This is a genomic window from Exiguobacterium aurantiacum DSM 6208 (genome assembly GCF_000702585.1).
Taxonomy (GTDB): Bacteria; Bacillota; Bacilli; order Exiguobacteriales; family Exiguobacteriaceae; genus Exiguobacterium; species Exiguobacterium aurantiacum.
Map to the genome: position 1 here is coordinate 1,048,335 of NZ_JNIQ01000001.1, position 15,699 is coordinate 1,064,033.

General features: G+C 59.7%; 17 protein-coding genes. 15 read left to right on the forward strand and 2 right to left on the reverse strand.

Annotation, left to right across the window (positions count from 1 at the left end; all coding sequences use genetic code 11):
- Nucleotide 1: 1 nt before the first annotated feature.
- The 14 genes from P398_RS0105680 (at nucleotide 2) to P398_RS0105745 (ending at nucleotide 13,149) form a co-directional block, all read left to right on the forward strand.
- Entirely contained in the window at nucleotides 2-646 is a 645-nt protein-coding gene (locus P398_RS0105680; RefSeq protein ID WP_029334391.1) for a sugar transferase, read from the forward strand.
- Between the two features lie 105 nt (nucleotides 647-751).
- Nucleotides 752-1,795 carry a polysaccharide biosynthesis protein gene (locus P398_RS0105685; protein ID WP_024370709.1) on the forward strand — a complete coding sequence of 348 codons (1,044 nt, stop codon included), beginning with the start codon at nucleotides 752-754 and terminating at the stop codon, nucleotides 1,793-1,795.
- A gap of 4 nt (nucleotides 1,796-1,799) precedes the next feature.
- Nucleotides 1,800-3,068, forward strand: coding sequence for a glycosyltransferase family 4 protein (locus tag P398_RS0105690; protein ID WP_051638874.1), 1,269 nt, complete (start codon nucleotides 1,800-1,802; stop codon nucleotides 3,066-3,068).
- Nucleotides 2,950-4,206: an ATP-grasp domain-containing protein gene (locus P398_RS16555; protein WP_029334393.1), complete on the forward strand. Its 1,257-nt coding sequence runs from the start codon at nucleotides 2,950-2,952 to the stop codon at nucleotides 4,204-4,206. Before P398_RS0105690 ends, P398_RS16555 begins: the two co-directional genes overlap by 119 nt.
- Nucleotides 4,170-5,297: a polysaccharide biosynthesis C-terminal domain-containing protein gene (locus P398_RS0105700; protein WP_034798926.1), complete on the forward strand. Its 1,128-nt coding sequence runs from the start codon at nucleotides 4,170-4,172 to the stop codon at nucleotides 5,295-5,297. The genes P398_RS16555 and P398_RS0105700 overlap by 37 nt, the downstream gene beginning before the upstream one ends.
- The gene (locus P398_RS16070) at nucleotides 5,294-6,274 is read left to right on the forward strand and encodes a glycosyltransferase family 2 protein (protein ID WP_034798929.1); all 981 of its coding nucleotides are present in this window, start codon (nucleotides 5,294-5,296) and stop codon (nucleotides 6,272-6,274) included. The genes P398_RS0105700 and P398_RS16070 overlap by 4 nt, the downstream gene beginning before the upstream one ends.
- Before the next feature lie 13 nt (nucleotides 6,275-6,287).
- Entirely contained in the window at nucleotides 6,288-6,986 is a 699-nt protein-coding gene (locus P398_RS0105710) for a WbqC family protein (protein WP_029334396.1), read from the forward strand.
- Between the two features lie 21 nt (nucleotides 6,987-7,007).
- Nucleotides 7,008-8,129 carry a DegT/DnrJ/EryC1/StrS family aminotransferase gene (locus P398_RS0105715; protein ID WP_029334397.1) on the forward strand — a complete coding sequence of 374 codons (1,122 nt, stop codon included), beginning with the start codon at nucleotides 7,008-7,010 and terminating at the stop codon, nucleotides 8,127-8,129.
- Nucleotides 8,126-9,100 carry a glucose-1-phosphate thymidylyltransferase RfbA gene (rfbA, locus tag P398_RS0105720; protein WP_034798932.1) on the forward strand — a complete coding sequence of 325 codons (975 nt, stop codon included), beginning with the start codon at nucleotides 8,126-8,128 and terminating at the stop codon, nucleotides 9,098-9,100. Before P398_RS0105715 ends, rfbA begins: the two co-directional genes overlap by 4 nt.
- A complete protein-coding gene (gene rfbB / locus P398_RS0105725; RefSeq protein WP_029334399.1) occupies nucleotides 9,003-10,052 on the forward strand; it encodes a dTDP-glucose 4,6-dehydratase in 1,050 nt (349 codons plus the stop codon). Before rfbA ends, rfbB begins: the two co-directional genes overlap by 98 nt.
- A 5-nt stretch (nucleotides 10,053-10,057) precedes the next feature.
- Nucleotides 10,058-11,029, forward strand: a complete 972-nt coding sequence (locus P398_RS0105730) for a glycoside hydrolase family protein (RefSeq protein WP_029334400.1) — start codon at nucleotides 10,058-10,060, stop codon at nucleotides 11,027-11,029.
- Nucleotides 11,026-11,967 (forward strand): glycoside hydrolase family protein, encoded by a 942-nt coding sequence (locus P398_RS0105735; protein ID WP_029334401.1) that lies wholly within the window; start codon nucleotides 11,026-11,028, stop codon nucleotides 11,965-11,967. The genes P398_RS0105730 and P398_RS0105735 overlap by 4 nt, the downstream gene beginning before the upstream one ends.
- Complete coding sequence (locus P398_RS0105740; RefSeq protein ID WP_029334402.1) at nucleotides 11,964-12,380, forward strand: GNAT family N-acetyltransferase; 417 nt, start codon at nucleotides 11,964-11,966, stop codon at nucleotides 12,378-12,380. Before P398_RS0105735 ends, P398_RS0105740 begins: the two co-directional genes overlap by 4 nt.
- Before the next feature lie 121 nt (nucleotides 12,381-12,501).
- Nucleotides 12,502-13,149, forward strand: coding sequence for a DsbA family protein (locus P398_RS0105745; RefSeq protein WP_051638875.1), 648 nt, complete (start codon nucleotides 12,502-12,504; stop codon nucleotides 13,147-13,149).
- 24 nt (nucleotides 13,150-13,173) lie between these two features.
- Here the strand turns inward: P398_RS0105745 and P398_RS0105750 are convergent, their stop codons facing one another.
- Both P398_RS0105750 and P398_RS0105755 read right to left on the reverse strand, forming a co-directional pair.
- The gene (locus P398_RS0105750; RefSeq protein WP_029334404.1) at nucleotides 13,174-13,833 is read right to left on the reverse strand and encodes an excalibur calcium-binding domain-containing protein; all 660 of its coding nucleotides are present in this window, start codon (nucleotides 13,831-13,833) and stop codon (nucleotides 13,174-13,176) included.
- A 153-nt stretch (nucleotides 13,834-13,986) separates the two neighbouring features.
- A complete protein-coding gene (locus P398_RS0105755; RefSeq protein WP_024370695.1) occupies nucleotides 13,987-14,223 on the reverse strand; it encodes a hypothetical protein in 237 nt (78 codons plus the stop codon).
- A gap of 161 nt (nucleotides 14,224-14,384) precedes the next feature.
- Between P398_RS0105755 and P398_RS0105760 the strand changes: the two genes are divergently transcribed.
- Nucleotides 14,385-15,626, forward strand: coding sequence for a UDP-glucose dehydrogenase family protein (locus P398_RS0105760; RefSeq protein ID WP_029334405.1), 1,242 nt, complete (start codon nucleotides 14,385-14,387; stop codon nucleotides 15,624-15,626).
- Nucleotides 15,627-15,699: the final 73 nt, after the last annotated feature.

Below are 15,699 nucleotides of genomic sequence, written 5' to 3' on the forward strand. Positions count from 1 at the left end.
GATGCGCTACTTGAACCAGAAGCGCCGCTTTGACGTACTCGTGAGCGCGACCGCCCTGGTCGTGCTCGCCCCGTTGTTTTTAATGCTCGCCGTCCTCATCAAGCTCGACTCGAGAGGCCCGGTCTTCTTCCGACAACAACGCGTCGGACGGGACGAGACGCTGTTTTGGATCTATAAGTTCCGGACGATGCGGGACGACACGCCAAACGACGTGCCGACGCACTTGTTCAACGACGCGACGAAACACATCACGAAAATCGGCGCCTTTCTCCGGAAGACGAGCCTTGACGAGTTGCCGCAGTTGATCAACATCCTGCAAGGCGACATGTCGCTCGTCGGGCCGCGCCCGGCGCTATGGAACCAGGACGACTTGATCGAGGCGCGGCGGAAGGAAGGGGCGACGCATGTCGTGCCCGGCCTGACCGGTTGGGCGCAAGTGAAAGGCCGCGACGAGCTGCCGATTGACGTGAAGGCGAAGCTTGACGGCGATTACGTCCGTCATATGGGTCACCGGCTCGACTTGCTCTGCCTCGCCATGACCGTCCGCAACGTCCTGCTCAAAGAAGGCATCATCGAAGGGAGCGTCACCCCGCCGACGTCCGTCCCGCTGAAAGAAAAAGAGATGACGCATGTTGCGAAAAAATGATAGACGCTTCCCTCGTATTACCAATTCATTTCAAATTTGGCGGGTAAAAGACTCCATACACGACTCCTGACATCCTTGATCACACACCTAGAAAGGAGACTCCTCATGTTCTCGAACAAGACACTCCTCATCACGGGCGGGACCGGCTCTTTCGGCAACGCCGTCATGGAGCGTTTCCTCCATACCGACATTAAAGAAATCCGCATCTTCTCGCGTGACGAGAAAAAACAAGAAGACATCCGTAAACGCTACAACGACGACAAACTCAAATTTTACATCGGTGACGTCCGTGACCCGAACAGCGTGAAGAACGCGATGTACGGCGTCGACTACGTGTTCCACGCCGCGGCGCTCAAACAAGTGCCGTCGTGCGAGTTCTTCCCGATCGAGGCCGTCAAGACGAACATCCTCGGCACAGAGAACGTGTTGAACGCGGCCGTCGAGGCGGGCGTGGCGAAAGTCATCTGCCTGTCGACCGACAAGGCGGCGTATCCGATCAACGCGATGGGCATCTCGAAAGCGATGATGGAAAAAGTGTTCGTCGCCAAGGCACGCGCCGTCGGACCGGAGCAGACGCTCATCTGCGGCACCCGTTACGGCAACGTCATGGCGTCGCGCGGCTCGGTCATCCCGCTCTTCGTCGAACAGATCAAACAAGGCGAACCGCTCACCGTCACCGACCCGCTCATGACCCGTTTCCTCATGAGTTTGAGCGATGCCGTCGAACTCGTCGTCTTCGCGTTCAACCACGCGCACGCCGGCGACATCATGGTCCAAAAATCACCGGCCTCGACAATCGGTGTGCTCGCCGAGGCGCTGAAACAGCTGTTCGGTGTCGACAACCCGGTGAAAGTGATCGGCACACGGCACGGCGAGAAGGCGTTCGAGACGCTCATGACGCGCGAAGAGCATGTCGTCGCCGAGGACATGGGCGGCTTCTTCCGCGTCCCGGCCGACAACCGCGACCTCAACTATGACAAGTATTTCAGTGAAGGCAGCCAAGAGCTGACCGTCCAAGGCGAATACAACTCGAACAACACGGAGCAACTCGACGTCGAGGCGGTGAAACAGCTCCTCTTGACGCTCCCTTACATCCGAGAAGAACTGGCGGCGTGGCACCTTCCGGCATCGACGAAACGAATCGGGTGACGCCATGAAACCGCGTCTCGTCTTCCTCTCGAACATCGCCGCGCCGTATCAAGTCAAGTTCTGTGACGCGCTCCAGGCACATTTTGAGACAGAGTTCTGGTTTTATGAACAGCTGACCGACCGGCGCCCGACGTGGTGGAAAGTGCCGCTCGGGGAACGGTGCAAAGTGCTCAGCGATTCGATCTATACGAGTCGGCTCAATTACGTATCGCTAAACGTGTTCAAAGAGCTATATCGCTTTAAACCGGACGTGCTCCTCCTCGGCGGCTTCACTCCGTTCCATGCGCTCCTGCTACGGTATGCACGATGGCTTGGCATGAAAGTCGTCATCTTGAGCGAGCCGATCCGTATCGTTGACGATGAGGACGCGGGGTCGGACAAACTGCTCACCCGGGCGAGCGGCCCGAAGAAGACGCAACTGTTCCGCGCCATGTTCCGAGACTCCGACCTCATCTTCGGCATGGGACAAGTCGCCCGTGACCAGTTCGTCGACGAGTTCGGTTTTCGGGCCGACCAAGTCGTGAACGCCCCGTATCCGATTGATATCGAGGCGTATTTCGACCATCCGCTCCGGTTGAAACGTCCGAACGACCCGGTGCGTATCTTGTTCGCGAACCGGTTGGTCGAACGCTACCAGCCGCTCGTCGCCCTCGAGGCGTACCGGCAGCTGAAGGCGGATTATCCGCACGTGTCGCTCGCTTTGAACCGGGACGGCCACTTGTACGAGGCGTGTCGTGCGTTCATCGCGACGCACGGGCTCGAGGACGTCACGTTCCTCGACCAGACCGAGTCGTGGGACGACTTGCATCTCGTCTACCGGGATTCCGACATCCTCGTCTTGCCGGCGACGTACTCGAACGGCAACTTGACGATCGTCGAGGCGTGCGCGTCAGGTATGGGCGTCATCGTCAGCCATCACGTCGACAACGTGGCGCGTCACTTGCAGGAAGGGGAGAACTGCTTCAAATGTGAGCCGACGGCCGCCTCACTCGCCGCGTCGCTCCACCGGTATTTGGATGACCCGCGGTTGCTCTGGATTCACGGGGCCGTGTCGAAACAAAACGTCGACCATCGTCGCAACACGGCGACGGCGGCGACGTACCGAGATTTCATTCAATCCATCATTTCATCTGACGACAAAGGAGAACAATACCATGGTCAAGCTCATGCTGCTCGGAGGAGCGATGCATCAAGTGCCAGTCATCTTGAAAGCGAAAGAAAAGGGGATCTTCACGATCCTATGCGACTACCTACCGGACAATCCGGGTCGTAACGTCGCCGACCGGTATTATTGTGTGAGTTCGCTCGACCGTGACGCCGTGCTCGAGTTGGCGCGCGAGGAAGGGATCGACGGCATCATCGCCTACGCCTCGGACCCGGCCGCCCGCACCGCCGCCTACGTCGGAGAAGTGCTCGGGCTCGTCACGAACCCGTTCCAAACGGTCGAGACGCTGACGAACAAAGCGAAGTTCCGGGCGTTCTTGAAAGCGAACGGCTTCCCGACGCCCGAGGCGTACGCGTTCACGGAACTCGAGACCGCGGTGTCGGCGCTATCGACGATGCGCGGCAACCATGTCGTCAAACCGGCCGACTCGTCCGGGAGCAAAGGGATCAGCAAAATCTCGGCAAGCGACCCACCCAGGAAGATCCGTGAGAAACTCGCGGCCGCCTTCGCCGTCTCACCAGGCGGGGAGATCGTCGTCGAACAGTTCATCAAACGCGACGGCTACCAAGTCGCCGGGGACGGCTTCGTCCTCGACGGTGAGCTCGTCTTTCGTTGCTTCGGCAACAGCCATTTCAACACGCGGGGCGTCAACCCGTTCGCACCCGTCGCAGCGAGCTTTCCAAGTGTCCAACCGCCGCACGCCTTGACGAACGTCCACGAGACGCTCCAGCGCATGATCACGCGCATCGGTTTGAAGAACGGGCCGCTCAACTTCGATATCTTCGTCAGCGGGGACGACGTCTACTTGATGGACATCGGCCCGCGCAACGGCGGCAACTACATCCCGCAAGTGATCGAACAGGCGACTGGCGTCGACATGGTGAGCGCGACAATCGACCTCGCGCTCGGTCTTCCGGTCACGCTCGAGATGAAGCCGGTGACCGTGCCGTCGTCTTACTTCATCCTCGGCAGCCAAGTCCCGGGCCGCTTCGTCGGCCTCAGTTTCACACCGGACGACTACGAGATCATCAAGTCGAACTTATGTTACCCGGTCGGATCGAAAGTCCCGCGCTTTGACGGGGCGAACAAATCGCTCGGCAGTCTCGTCCTTCGCTTCACGGACACGGAGACGATGCTCCGTCTGCTCGATGCGCCGGAGAGCTGGGTGAACTTGCACGTCCTGCCGAACCGAAAAAAGGAGGAGAAACTATGGATATCGTCGTCACCGGCGCCAACGGTTTTCTAGGAAGACACGTGGCGCACGCCTTGCAAGCGGCGGGGCACCACGTCCTTCCCATCACGAAACAGACGAGTCCTTCCGCACGCAGCGAGATGCTGCGCCGGGCCGACTTCGTCTTCCATCTCGCCGGTGTGAACCGTCCGGATGACCCGGCCGAGTTCACGGTAGGGAACGTCGACTTGACCGAGTTGATCGCGACCGAGCTGTTGTCGTACAATCCGGTGCCGGTCGTCTTCGCCTCGTCGACGCAAGCGCTAGCGGCGAACCCATACGGCGAGAGCAAGCGCGCGGCCGAAGACGTGCTCGTCGTCTATGGCGAACGGGCCGAGACGCGCGTCCATTTATACCGGCTGCCGAACTTGTTCGGGAAGTGGGGGCGCCCGTTCTACAACAGTGCCGTCACGACGTTCTGTCATCAGATCGCCCGCGGCGAGGCCGTCACCGTCAGCGACTCGGAACGCGTGCTCACCCTCGCCCACGTCGACACGGTCGTCACTTCGTTCCTCGAGGCGCTGCGTGAAGACATCGGCCTCTATCCGTCCGTCGAGGCGCATGACGTTCGTTTGATCGACGTCGTCCGCACGCTCGAGGCGTTCGAGGCGATGCGGCAGGCGCGCGGGGTGCCGGACTTGGCCGACGCGTTCACGAAACAGCTGTACAGTACGTACACGAGTTATCTGCCGCGCGAGCGGATCGTCACGCCGCTCACGATGCACCGGGACGCCCGCGGTTCGTTCACTGAATTTTTGAAGACGCCGGACCGGGGCCAAGTGTCGATCAACGTCGCGCGGCCAGGCATCACGAAAGGCGAGCATTGGCACGACACGAAACATGAACAGTTCCTCGTCGTCAGCGGCGAGGGCGTCATCCGATTGCGGCCGGTCGGCAAGGAAGAAGTCATGACGTTCCATGTGAGCGGGGAGACGCTCGAAGTCGTCGACATCCCGGCCGGCTATGTCCATAACATTGAAAACGTCGGGACGACCGACCTCGTCACCGTCATGTGGGTGAACGAACCGTTCGACCCGAGCCGGCCCGACACGTTCGCCGCAACGGTCGACGGACAAGAGGTCATGGAAGGAGGGGAAGCGCGATGATCATGGTGAGCATCAACTGCATCACGTACAACCACGAGGCGTATATCGGCAAGACGATCGAGAGCTTCCTCGCGCAGCGGACGGACTTCGACTTCGAGATCCTCATCCACGAGGACGCGTCGACCGACCGGACGGCCGACATCATCCGCTCTTACGAGGAGAAGCACCCGGACAAGATCCGGGTCATTTATCAGACGGAGAACCAATACTCGAAAGGCGTGTTCATCAACCGATTGAACGAAGAGCGCGCCCGTGGCAAATACGTCGCCCTCTGTGACGGCGACGACTATTGGACCGACCCGTACAAGCTGCAAAAGCAAGTCGATTATATGGAGGCGCACCCGGACTGCACGCTCTGCTTCCACGACGCCTACGTCGAGATGGATGGCCACGTGCACGTCGACTGGCGCGTCATCCCGTGGCTGCCGGAGAACAAGTTGCTCGCCTCGAAGACGGCCCGGACGTACACGGCCGGCGAATTGCAACTGCTCGGCTTCATCCCGACGATGTCGATGCTGTATCCGAACGGCTTGATCGCGAACGCCCCGGACTGGCTGAAAGACACGCCGGCGAGCGATGGCTCGATGAAGCTGTACGTGGCGAGCAAAGGCTACGCCTACTACATGCCCGAGGCGATGAGCGTCTATCGCTACGGTGTCGTCGGTTCGGCGACGACAATCTGGAACGAAGGGAACCGGGAACGCGACATCAAGCGCCATGAGGCGTTCATCACGTTCCTCGACACGTTCGACGCATATACGGAAGGAAAGTTCCACGAGGAGCTCGAGCTGTCGCGTATCTCGTTCGAGGTCGGGCTCCATCGGTTGAAACGCGACCATACCGCCTTGAAGTCGCCGCGCTACGACCGGTATCTCGACCGCTTCGTCGGCAAAGACCGGATCCGCCCGTATTTGATGGTCAAGCAACCGCTCGTGACCGAATGGCTCATTCGGCTCCGGGAACGTCAATTTGCCTAAAGGAGTGGACCGGATGAGACTCGCCATCATGCAACCGTACTACTTCCCATACCTCGGCTACTTCCAACTGATGGCGGCCGTCGACGCATTCGTCATCCTTGATGACGTGCAATTCATCAAACACGGTTGGATCCATCGCAACCAGATCTTGCTCGACGGCGCGGCGAAACCGATCCACATGACGATCGACCACATGTCGCAACATCGAAAGATCAACGAGCATGACCGGCGAGACGACAAGGCGAACGACCGCTACCAACTCCGCTTGCTCGAGCACGCCTATAAGAAAGCGCCGTTCTATGGCGACGTCATGCCGCTCGTCACCCGCCTCATCCGCGACGACGAACGAAACGTCGCCGTCTACCTCGGCAAGCAGTTGACCGAGATCCGCAACTACCTCGGGCTCGACACGCCGCTCCTCTACGCGTCATCGCTCGCGAACGACAAGACGCTCAAATGCGGCGACCTCGTCCTCGACCTATGCCATCACCTCGGGGCCGACCATTACATCAATGCGATCGGGGGACGGGCGCTCTACGACAAAGACCGGTTCGACCGGGACGGTGTCCGCCTCGACTTCATCGAGATGGAGCCCGTCACGTATCGCCAGTTCGGCAACACGTTCGTCCCGAACTTGTCGATCATCGACGTGCTCATGTTCAATTCGAGACGAGACGTGCGTCAGTTGCTCGACGCTTATACACTCGTCTAACCGTAAAGGAGGGAAACGGAGATGAATTTACCACAACACGATTTGGCCCCGCCGATCCAAGTGACACGGCCGTCGATGCCTGAGTTCGAGGCTTACGTCGAGATGATCCGGCCGCTCTTTGAGACGCGTTGGCTCAGCAACAACGGGGCGCACGTCCGCGCCCTCGAATCCGAGCTGACGGACGTCCTCGGCGTCCCGTACGTCTCGCTGCTCACGAACGGGCACTTGGCGCTCGAGACGGCGATCGACGTGCTCGGACTCACCGGCGAGGTCATCACGACCCCGTTCACGTTCGCCTCGACGACGCACGCGCTCGTCCGTAAAGGCATCACCCCGGTGTTTTGTGACATCAACCCGATCGACTATACGATCGACGTCACGAAGCTCGAGGCGCTCATCACCGAGAAGACGACCGCGATTCTTCCGGTCCACGTGTACGGCAACGTCTGCCACGTCGAGGAGATCGACCGCATCGCCAAACGGTACGGGCTGAAAGTCCTCTATGACGCGGCCCATGCGTTCGGCGTCACGCACGACGGTCAAAGCATCGCCACATATGGGGACATGAGCATGTTCAGTTTCCACGCGACGAAAGTGTTCCATACGATCGAGGGCGGCGCGCTCGCTTATCGCGACGGCGCGTTCAAAACGGCCGTCGACCTGGCCGTCAACTTCGGCATCACCGGCCCCGAGTCGGTCGAAGCGGTCGGCGGCAACGCCAAGATGAACGAGTTCCAGGCGGCGATGGGCCGCTGCAACTTGCCCCGCTTCCGAGATGACGTCCGGAAGCGCCGTGCCATCGTCGAACGCTACGACAAGCGGCTCAAGGACGTCCCGACGCTGCGATTGAATCGGCGGGCAGAGGGGACGGAATCGAACTACGCGTATTACCCGGTCCTGTTCAAAGGCGACCGGCGGCGCCGCGACGAGATGATGGATTGGCTCGCCGAGCACGGCATCTTCGCCCGGAAATATTTCTATCCGCTCGTCACCGACTTCGCCTGTTATGCGTTCGAGGCGAACGTCCCGAACGCCAAGTACGTGTCGGACCGCATCTTGACGCTGCCGCTCTACCCGGATTTGACGATGGAGATGGTGGACCGCATCTGTGACGTGATCATCGAAGGAGGGAATCGACCATGAAAGGAATCATCTTAGCCGGCGGCAATGGCACGCGGCTCTATCCGATGACGAAAGCCGTATCGAAACAGCTGCTCCCGATTTACGACAAGCCGCTCATCTACTACCCGATGTCGGTCTTGATGCTCGCCGGGATCCAAGACATCCTGCTCATCTCGACACCGAAAGACATCGCCGGTTACGAGCGACTGTTCGGTGACGGCCATCAGCTCGGTGTGTCGATCACGTACAAAGTGCAGGAGAAACCGGTCGGCCTCGCCGACGCATTTCTTCTCGGCGAAGACTTCATCGGGGACGACTCGGTCTGCCTCATCCTCGGGGACAACGTCTTCTACGGCCCCGACTTGACGAGCTTCCTCCGTGACGCGAAAGGGCGCACGAAAGGCGCGACCGTGTTCGGCTATCCGGTGAAAGACCCGCGGGCGTTCGGCGTCGTCGAGTTCGACGAGAACCGCCGCGTCTTGTCGATCGAAGAGAAGCCGGTCCAACCGAAATCGAACTACGCCGTCCCGGGCCTCTACTTTTATGACAACCGCGTCGTCGAGTATGCGAAACGGGTCGAGCCGTCGCCGCGCGGTGAGCTCGAGATCACGTCGATCAACCAGATGTACCTCGAGGCGGGCGACTTGAACGTCGTCTTGTTCGGGCGTGGGATGGCGTGGCTCGACACGGGGACGCCGGAAGGGATGATCAAGGCGTCGGTGTTCGTCCAGACGGTGCAGGAGCGGCAAGGCTACTACATCGCCTGTCTCGAGGAGATCGCCTGGCGCCGTGGGTTCATCACTTCGGGCCAATTGCGCGACATCGGGCAGACGTTGAAAATGACGGACTATGGGCAGTACATCTTATCCCTTTTAGAAGAGGAGCGTGAAGAGCATGAAGACTTTACTCGTAACTGGCGGAGCCGGGTTCATCGGATCAAACTTCATAAAGATGCTACTGGCAAACGCGTCGTGGCGCATCATCAACCTTGACGCGCTGACGTATGCCGGCAACCTCGAGACGCTCCAAGACATCGACGACCCGCGCTACGTGTTCGTCAAAGGGGACATCCGTGACAAAGCGACGGTCGAGGCGGTGTTCCGGGACTATGACGTCACCCGGGTCGTCCACTTCGCGGCCGAGTCGCACGTCGACCGGAGCATCCTCGAGCCGGACGTGTTCTTGACGACGAACGTGCTCGGCACGCAAGTACTACTCGATGCGGCGAGATGGCACTGGAACGTGGCGCCGGACGACAAACATTCCCGTGACTATCGGGAAGGCGTCAAGTTCGTCCACGTCTCGACGGATGAAGTATACGGCACGCTCGGTGCAGACGGATATTTCACCGAGGCGACGCCGCTCGCACCGAACAGTCCGTACTCGGCGTCGAAAGCGAGCTCGGACTTGATCGTGCGCGCCTATCATGAGACGTACGGATTGCCGGTCAACATCACCCGTTGCAGCAACAACTACGGTCCGTACCAGTTCCCGGAGAAGCTCATCCCGCTCATGATCCAACGCGCCGAGCGCGGCGAGACGCTACCGGTGTACGGTGACGGCCAACAGATCCGGGACTGGCTCCACGTGAGCGACCATTGCCACGCCATCTGGACGGTGGCCGAGCGTGGACGTGTCGGCGACGTGTACAACATCGGCGGCAATAACGAGATGACGAACTTGACGATCGTCCGGCTCATCCTCGCACAACTCGGGCGTGACGATTCGCAGATCACGTTCGTTGCCGACCGGCCCGGACACGATCGCCGCTACGCGATCGACAACACGAAGATCACGACCGAGCTCGGCTGGCGTCCGCTCTATACGTTCGAGCAGGGCTTGCGCGAGACGATCGACTGGTACGTCACACATCCCGAATGGGTCGATCGGATCGTATCGGGTGAGTACGCATCGTACTACGAAACGATGTACGCGAAAGGGTGAATGAGATGGAGACGGTGAAGACGTACGAATGGGAGAACCGGCGGCTGTTGTTCAGCCCGGAGCGGGACGCGGACCTCGATTGGATGGACGCGTTCGCGCAAGCGCCGTCCGTCCTCGAGCGCGACACGTATTTGCGCATCTATTTCAGTTGCCGCCCGAAACCGGTCGACGGACAGTACGTCAGCTATAGCGGTTACGTCGACGTCGACAAGGACGACTTTTCGGTGCTGCGGGTGAGCGAGCGTCCGGTGCTCGAGCTCGGGGCGCGCGGGACGTTCGACGAGTTCGGCGTCTATCCGTTCTCGGCGATCGACGTCGGTGACGAGGTGCACGCCTATTACGGGGGTTGGACGCGCACCGTGTCGGTCCCGTTCAACGTCAACATCGGCAAGGCCGTCAGCCGGGACGGCGGCAAGACGTTCGAGCGTGTCGGTCCGGGACCGATCCTGTCGTACACGCTCGACGAACCGTTCATCTTGAGCGGCCCAAAGATCCGACGTTTTAATGACACGTGGTACTTGTTCTATATCGCCGGACGCGAATGGATTCTAGACGGGGAGCGCCCAGAGCCGGTGTATAAGATCCGTCTCGCGACGTCGACAGACGGTGTGACGTGGGAGAAACAGCACCGCGACTTGATCGACAGCGTGCTTCCCGACGAGGCGCAGGCGAGCCCGGACGTCTTCTATGAGGACGGCCGCTATCACATGTTCTTCTGTTACCGCGACGCGACCGACTATCGGAAAAACCCGGAACGGACGTATCGTCTCGGTTACGCGTCGTCACCGGACCTCCTCCACTGGACGCGGGACGATGCGGTCATGAAGTTCACGCGCGCTGAGACCGGATTCGACGACGAGATGGTCGCGTATCCGCACACGTTCACGCTGAACGGCAAACGCTATTTGTTATACCTCGGCAACGAGGTCGGACGGGCCGGGTTCGGCATCGCCGAACGGAAGGAGGGGACGACATGAGATGGAAGAAGCTCGGGCACATCTTCGACCCAGAGCCGTACGGTTTCTTCGGTGACTATTCGGCGTTCGCGCAGTCGCCGCAGGCGCTCGTCTTCGATGACTTCGTCCGCATCTATTTCTCGACGCGGGAGCCGGACACGGACGGCACGTTCAAGAGCCACGTCCGCTACGTCGATATGACGCCTGCGTTCGAGGTGATCCGTGTGTCACACGAAGCGGTCATCCCGCTCGGCAAGCTCGGCACGTTCGATGAGCACGGCATCTTCCCGTTCCACGTCACCCGGACGAACGGTGGCTTATACGGCTACACGAGCGGATGGAGCCGCCGCGAGTCGGTGTCGGTCGAGACAGGGATCGGCCTTGCGGTCAGCCGTGACGACGGGCTGACGTTCGAGCGGCTCGGGGACGGGCCGGTGCTGTCGGCGAGCGTCGACGAGCCGTTCCTCGTCGGGGACCCGTTCGTCGTCACGCGCGAGCGGCAGTACATGTACTACATTTACGGGACGACGTGGAAGGAAGGACCGGACGGGGTCGCCGAACGGACGTATAAGATCGCCCTCGCCACATCGACTGACGGACAGTCGTTCACGCGGCACGGACGGGTCGTGCCGGACGCCATCCAAGACGAGAGCCAGGCGCTGCCGACCGTGTTCGAGGCGGACGGACGCTACCACATGGTGTTCTGTTTCCGCGACACGTTTGGCTTCCGGACCGACCCGACGCGCGGATATCGGCTCGGCTACGCCTATTCGGACGACCTCGTCGACTGGACGCGGGATGACGCCGCGCTCGGGTTCGAGCGGAGCGATACCGGTTGGGACGCCGACATGGAATGTTATCCGCACGTGTTCGAGATGAAGGGACGCCACTACCTGCTCTATAATGGCAACGCGTTCGGGCATGACGGGTTCGGCGCTGCCGTCTTGGAGGACGTATGATCACGCTCGGCCGAGGGTCGGTCGACGACTACGTGGCCCATCTCGAGGCGTGTGACGACTTGTTCCCGACGAGATTGTCCGAGCGGGTCGACTTGCGTGCGTATGCCGAGAAGCTGCACGACCGGGCAACATCGTTCGAGTTGTGGCAGGACGACCGGCTCGTCGGTCTGCTCTCGGCGTACATGGATACGGATGTGGCGTTCATCAGTCATATTTGCGTGTTGCCGGAGGTTCCGGCTGGGAGCGGGCACACGCTATTGGATGCGTTGGCTGATGAGATGAAGCGCACCGGGAAACGCGTCGTCCGGCTCCACGTCGAGGCGGACAACGACCGGGCCATCCGGTTTTACAACCGGCACGGGTTCCTCGAGATTGGACGGTTGAATCGAGACATCATCATGGAGCGAGCCTGACCCGCGTCGGGACGCTTCTTTTTTGTTGGCGCGGGCAATTGTGAACAGAACGTCACTCGAGGTTTTAAGGGAGACGTGCTATAACTATTTATGTGAAATAGTGAACAAATGGAGGGTGCATATGAAACGATTGGCATGGTTGATGGTCGGAATGGTGTTGGTGCTCGCGGCTTGCGCGACGGGCGAGGCGGACGAGACGGGCGAACGATTCACATACACGTCGTACGAACTGCCGCTCGATGAGAAAGTGGCGCTCGGGGACGGTCCGCATGAGATCGTCTTCGTGTTCGATTACAGTTGCCCGTGGTGCAAGAAGTGGATGGAGAGCGTCTTGCCGGAAGTCGAGTCACGTTTCCTCGAGACGGGGGAGGCGACGTTTAAAGGACAGCCGCTCGTCTTACTGAACGAGAAGTCACAACTGCTCGCGACGGTCGACGCGAACGCGGAACGGCTCATGCCGGGACGCTACTATGACGTGCAGCGTCAGATCGGGCTCGATGCCGAGACAGTCGAGGATTATGGGACAGAAGCGTACGTACGCCGGCTCGCGGACTTGTTCGAGGCCGACGCGGAGGCGTTGCTCGCCCCGCAAGTCGATGTCGGTATCCAGAACGCCCGCTTGTATACACGCGACCTCGGCGTCGACTACGTGCCGACCGTGTATGTCAACGGCATCAAACTGCTCGACGCGTTCAGCGTCGACGAGATGGAGCGAGTGATGAACGGGGACATCAAGGCAGGCGACGTCGTCGACGTACCGGCTGAATAACGCACACGACACCCGCTGACAAGTTCAGCGGGTGTCGTTTTGTCCACAGGCGACGCCGTCGAAATCGGTGTCGAACGTGAGCAGATAGGCGTCGTGCTCGAGCGGGACGCCGTCCGGGTAGACGGCGTTCAAGTCCTCACACGAGCCGTACGTCTCAAAAAAGACGATGTCTTCCGTTTCTTCGGTCGTTGTGTCGATCAAGCGCTCGGCGTCCGCGAGGGCGAACGCGAGCTCCTCGTTCATCGCCTCGGCCTCACGGAGCCGGTCCTCGAGGGCATAGATCTCGCCGCGTTGCGTCTTGATGACTTCTTCTAGATCGACGACTTTCAAGAACAGATGGTCTTTCATCGTGTCCTCGCGGGCGGCGTAGCGGGCCTCGAGCTTCTCGGTCACGTCACGCTCGATTTGAATCGCTTGCCACGCCAATGCGTCGGCATGTTTCTCCTCCAAGGCGAGCAACTGTTCATCGTGATCGACCGTGGCCGCCGACAACGTTTGGGCCACCTCGCCGAAGTCTCGTTCCAGTTGGTGGAAGTAGAACGTCGCCGCGACGAGGACGAGATAGAGCGCGGTGGCGAACAGTTGCAGTTTGACGCGCTCGACCGGTTCGTCGGCGAGCCAGATGAAAATGATGCTGATCGTGCCGGCGACACACGCCGCGGTGATCCATGTCATGACGGTCATCCGTATCCCTCATTTCGGTAGTCTCTTTATCTATTCCTGTTCTGTTTGAAAACGTGAAAGAACAGGCGATGATGTTTTTATGAGAGCGAAGAATCTGAGGCGTTGGCAGTTTTTTTCAACTTTTCATCGAATAAAAAAAGCATCTGACTCACGTCAAACGCTCCTTTGTTGCTGATTTCGATTTTTACGCCACTTCCAGACGACGAGGCCGATGATGAGCAGCAACGGGGCGGCGACCCATGGACGGGCTTCCAAAATGGAGACGATTTCAAAGATGGAGAGCCAGCCGCTCACCATGATGAGGATCAATAGGAACGTTTTCAGTCCCCCCTGGACCGGAAACCAATAATAGATGAGTAACGTGATCAAAAAGAAAGCGAGTAAGCCCATGCGGTTAGTCCTTTCTAGCGTCATTTTGACCCATTATAGCATTTTCATGCGTGAACACGCACTTTCGAGCGATGAAACCGAATGTGGCGGCACGTTGAAGTCTTCCCATACGGGCGGTGTTTCGATACAGTTGAAAGTAGATGATTGAAGGAGGAACTAGCGTGAAAATTGGAATCATTGGTCTTGGGTACGTCGGACTGGCGACGTTGTGTGGACTGGCGAAAGCAGGCCACGAGGTCATCGGCGTCGAGAAACATGGACCGAAACTCGAACAATTGAGAAGTGGCGCGATCCCGTTCCACGAACCGGGCATGGCCGAGGTACTGCAGGAATTCGCTGACGCGATCACGTTGACAGACGAGATCGCCGCGACAGCAGGCGTCGATTATTTGTTTCTCGCAGTCGGAACACCGAGCCGGGAGGACGGCAGTTGCGATTTGACGTTCGTCGATGACGTGTTCGCCGAGGTGAAGTCAAAACAGAAGATCGTCATCCGGAGCACGGTGCCGCCGGGTACGACGGATTTACTCAACGTGATGTATCCAGCGCACACGTTCGCCATCGTCCCTGAGTTCTTACAGGAAGGACGCGCCCTCGCCGACGTGTTGAAGCCGCACCGCGTCGTCATCGGCAGCGACAACCTCGAGATGTGTGAAGAACTCGCGGGTATATACGGTCGCCTCGGTGTCCCGCTCGTCTGCACGTCACCGATCAATGCCGAGTTCATCAAGTACGCGTCGAACGCCTTCCTCGCGACGAAGATCAGTTTCATGAACGACTTGTCGCGTCTCGCCGACAAGGCCGGGGCGGACATCACGACAATCGCCGACGGCATGGGGCTCGACCCGCGCATCGGCCGCTCGTTCTTGAACGCCGGTCTCGGTTACGGCGGCTCGTGTTTCCCGAAAGATATGAACGCTCTCCTCCACGTGGCCGGAGAGAACGGGCTCGACTTGCCGGTCATCCGGGCAGCGGCCGAGACGAACACGGCGCAGCTCCACTACTTGCTGTCGAAGCTCGACGTGACCCGCGGCATGCGTGTCGCGTTCCTCGGACTCGCCTTCAAGCCGGGGACGGACGACATGCGCGACGCCCCGTCGATTGCGCTCGCCCAGCAACTGCTCCTGCAAGAAGTCGAGGTCGTCGGGTACGACCCGCTCGCGACATGGGACTACCGCCAAGCGGAGACAGTGGCAGAAGCACTTGACGGTGCCGACTACGCCATCCTCGTCACCGAGTGGGATGAACTCATCAACTTGAAACCGGAAGCGTTCGCCGGGATGCGGCAGAAGCGATTGGTCGATGCCCGCAACGCCTGGAAATTCGCGCGCGACCCACACGATGTGCAGTATGAAGGGGTCGGCCGGATGCAAAAGAAGACGAACACCCCGACGTCGAAATGAACAAACGACTACTCTCTTTCGAAACAAGATTTCATAATAGAGGGTAGTTTTTAGTTTTAGGTGTGATGTCACA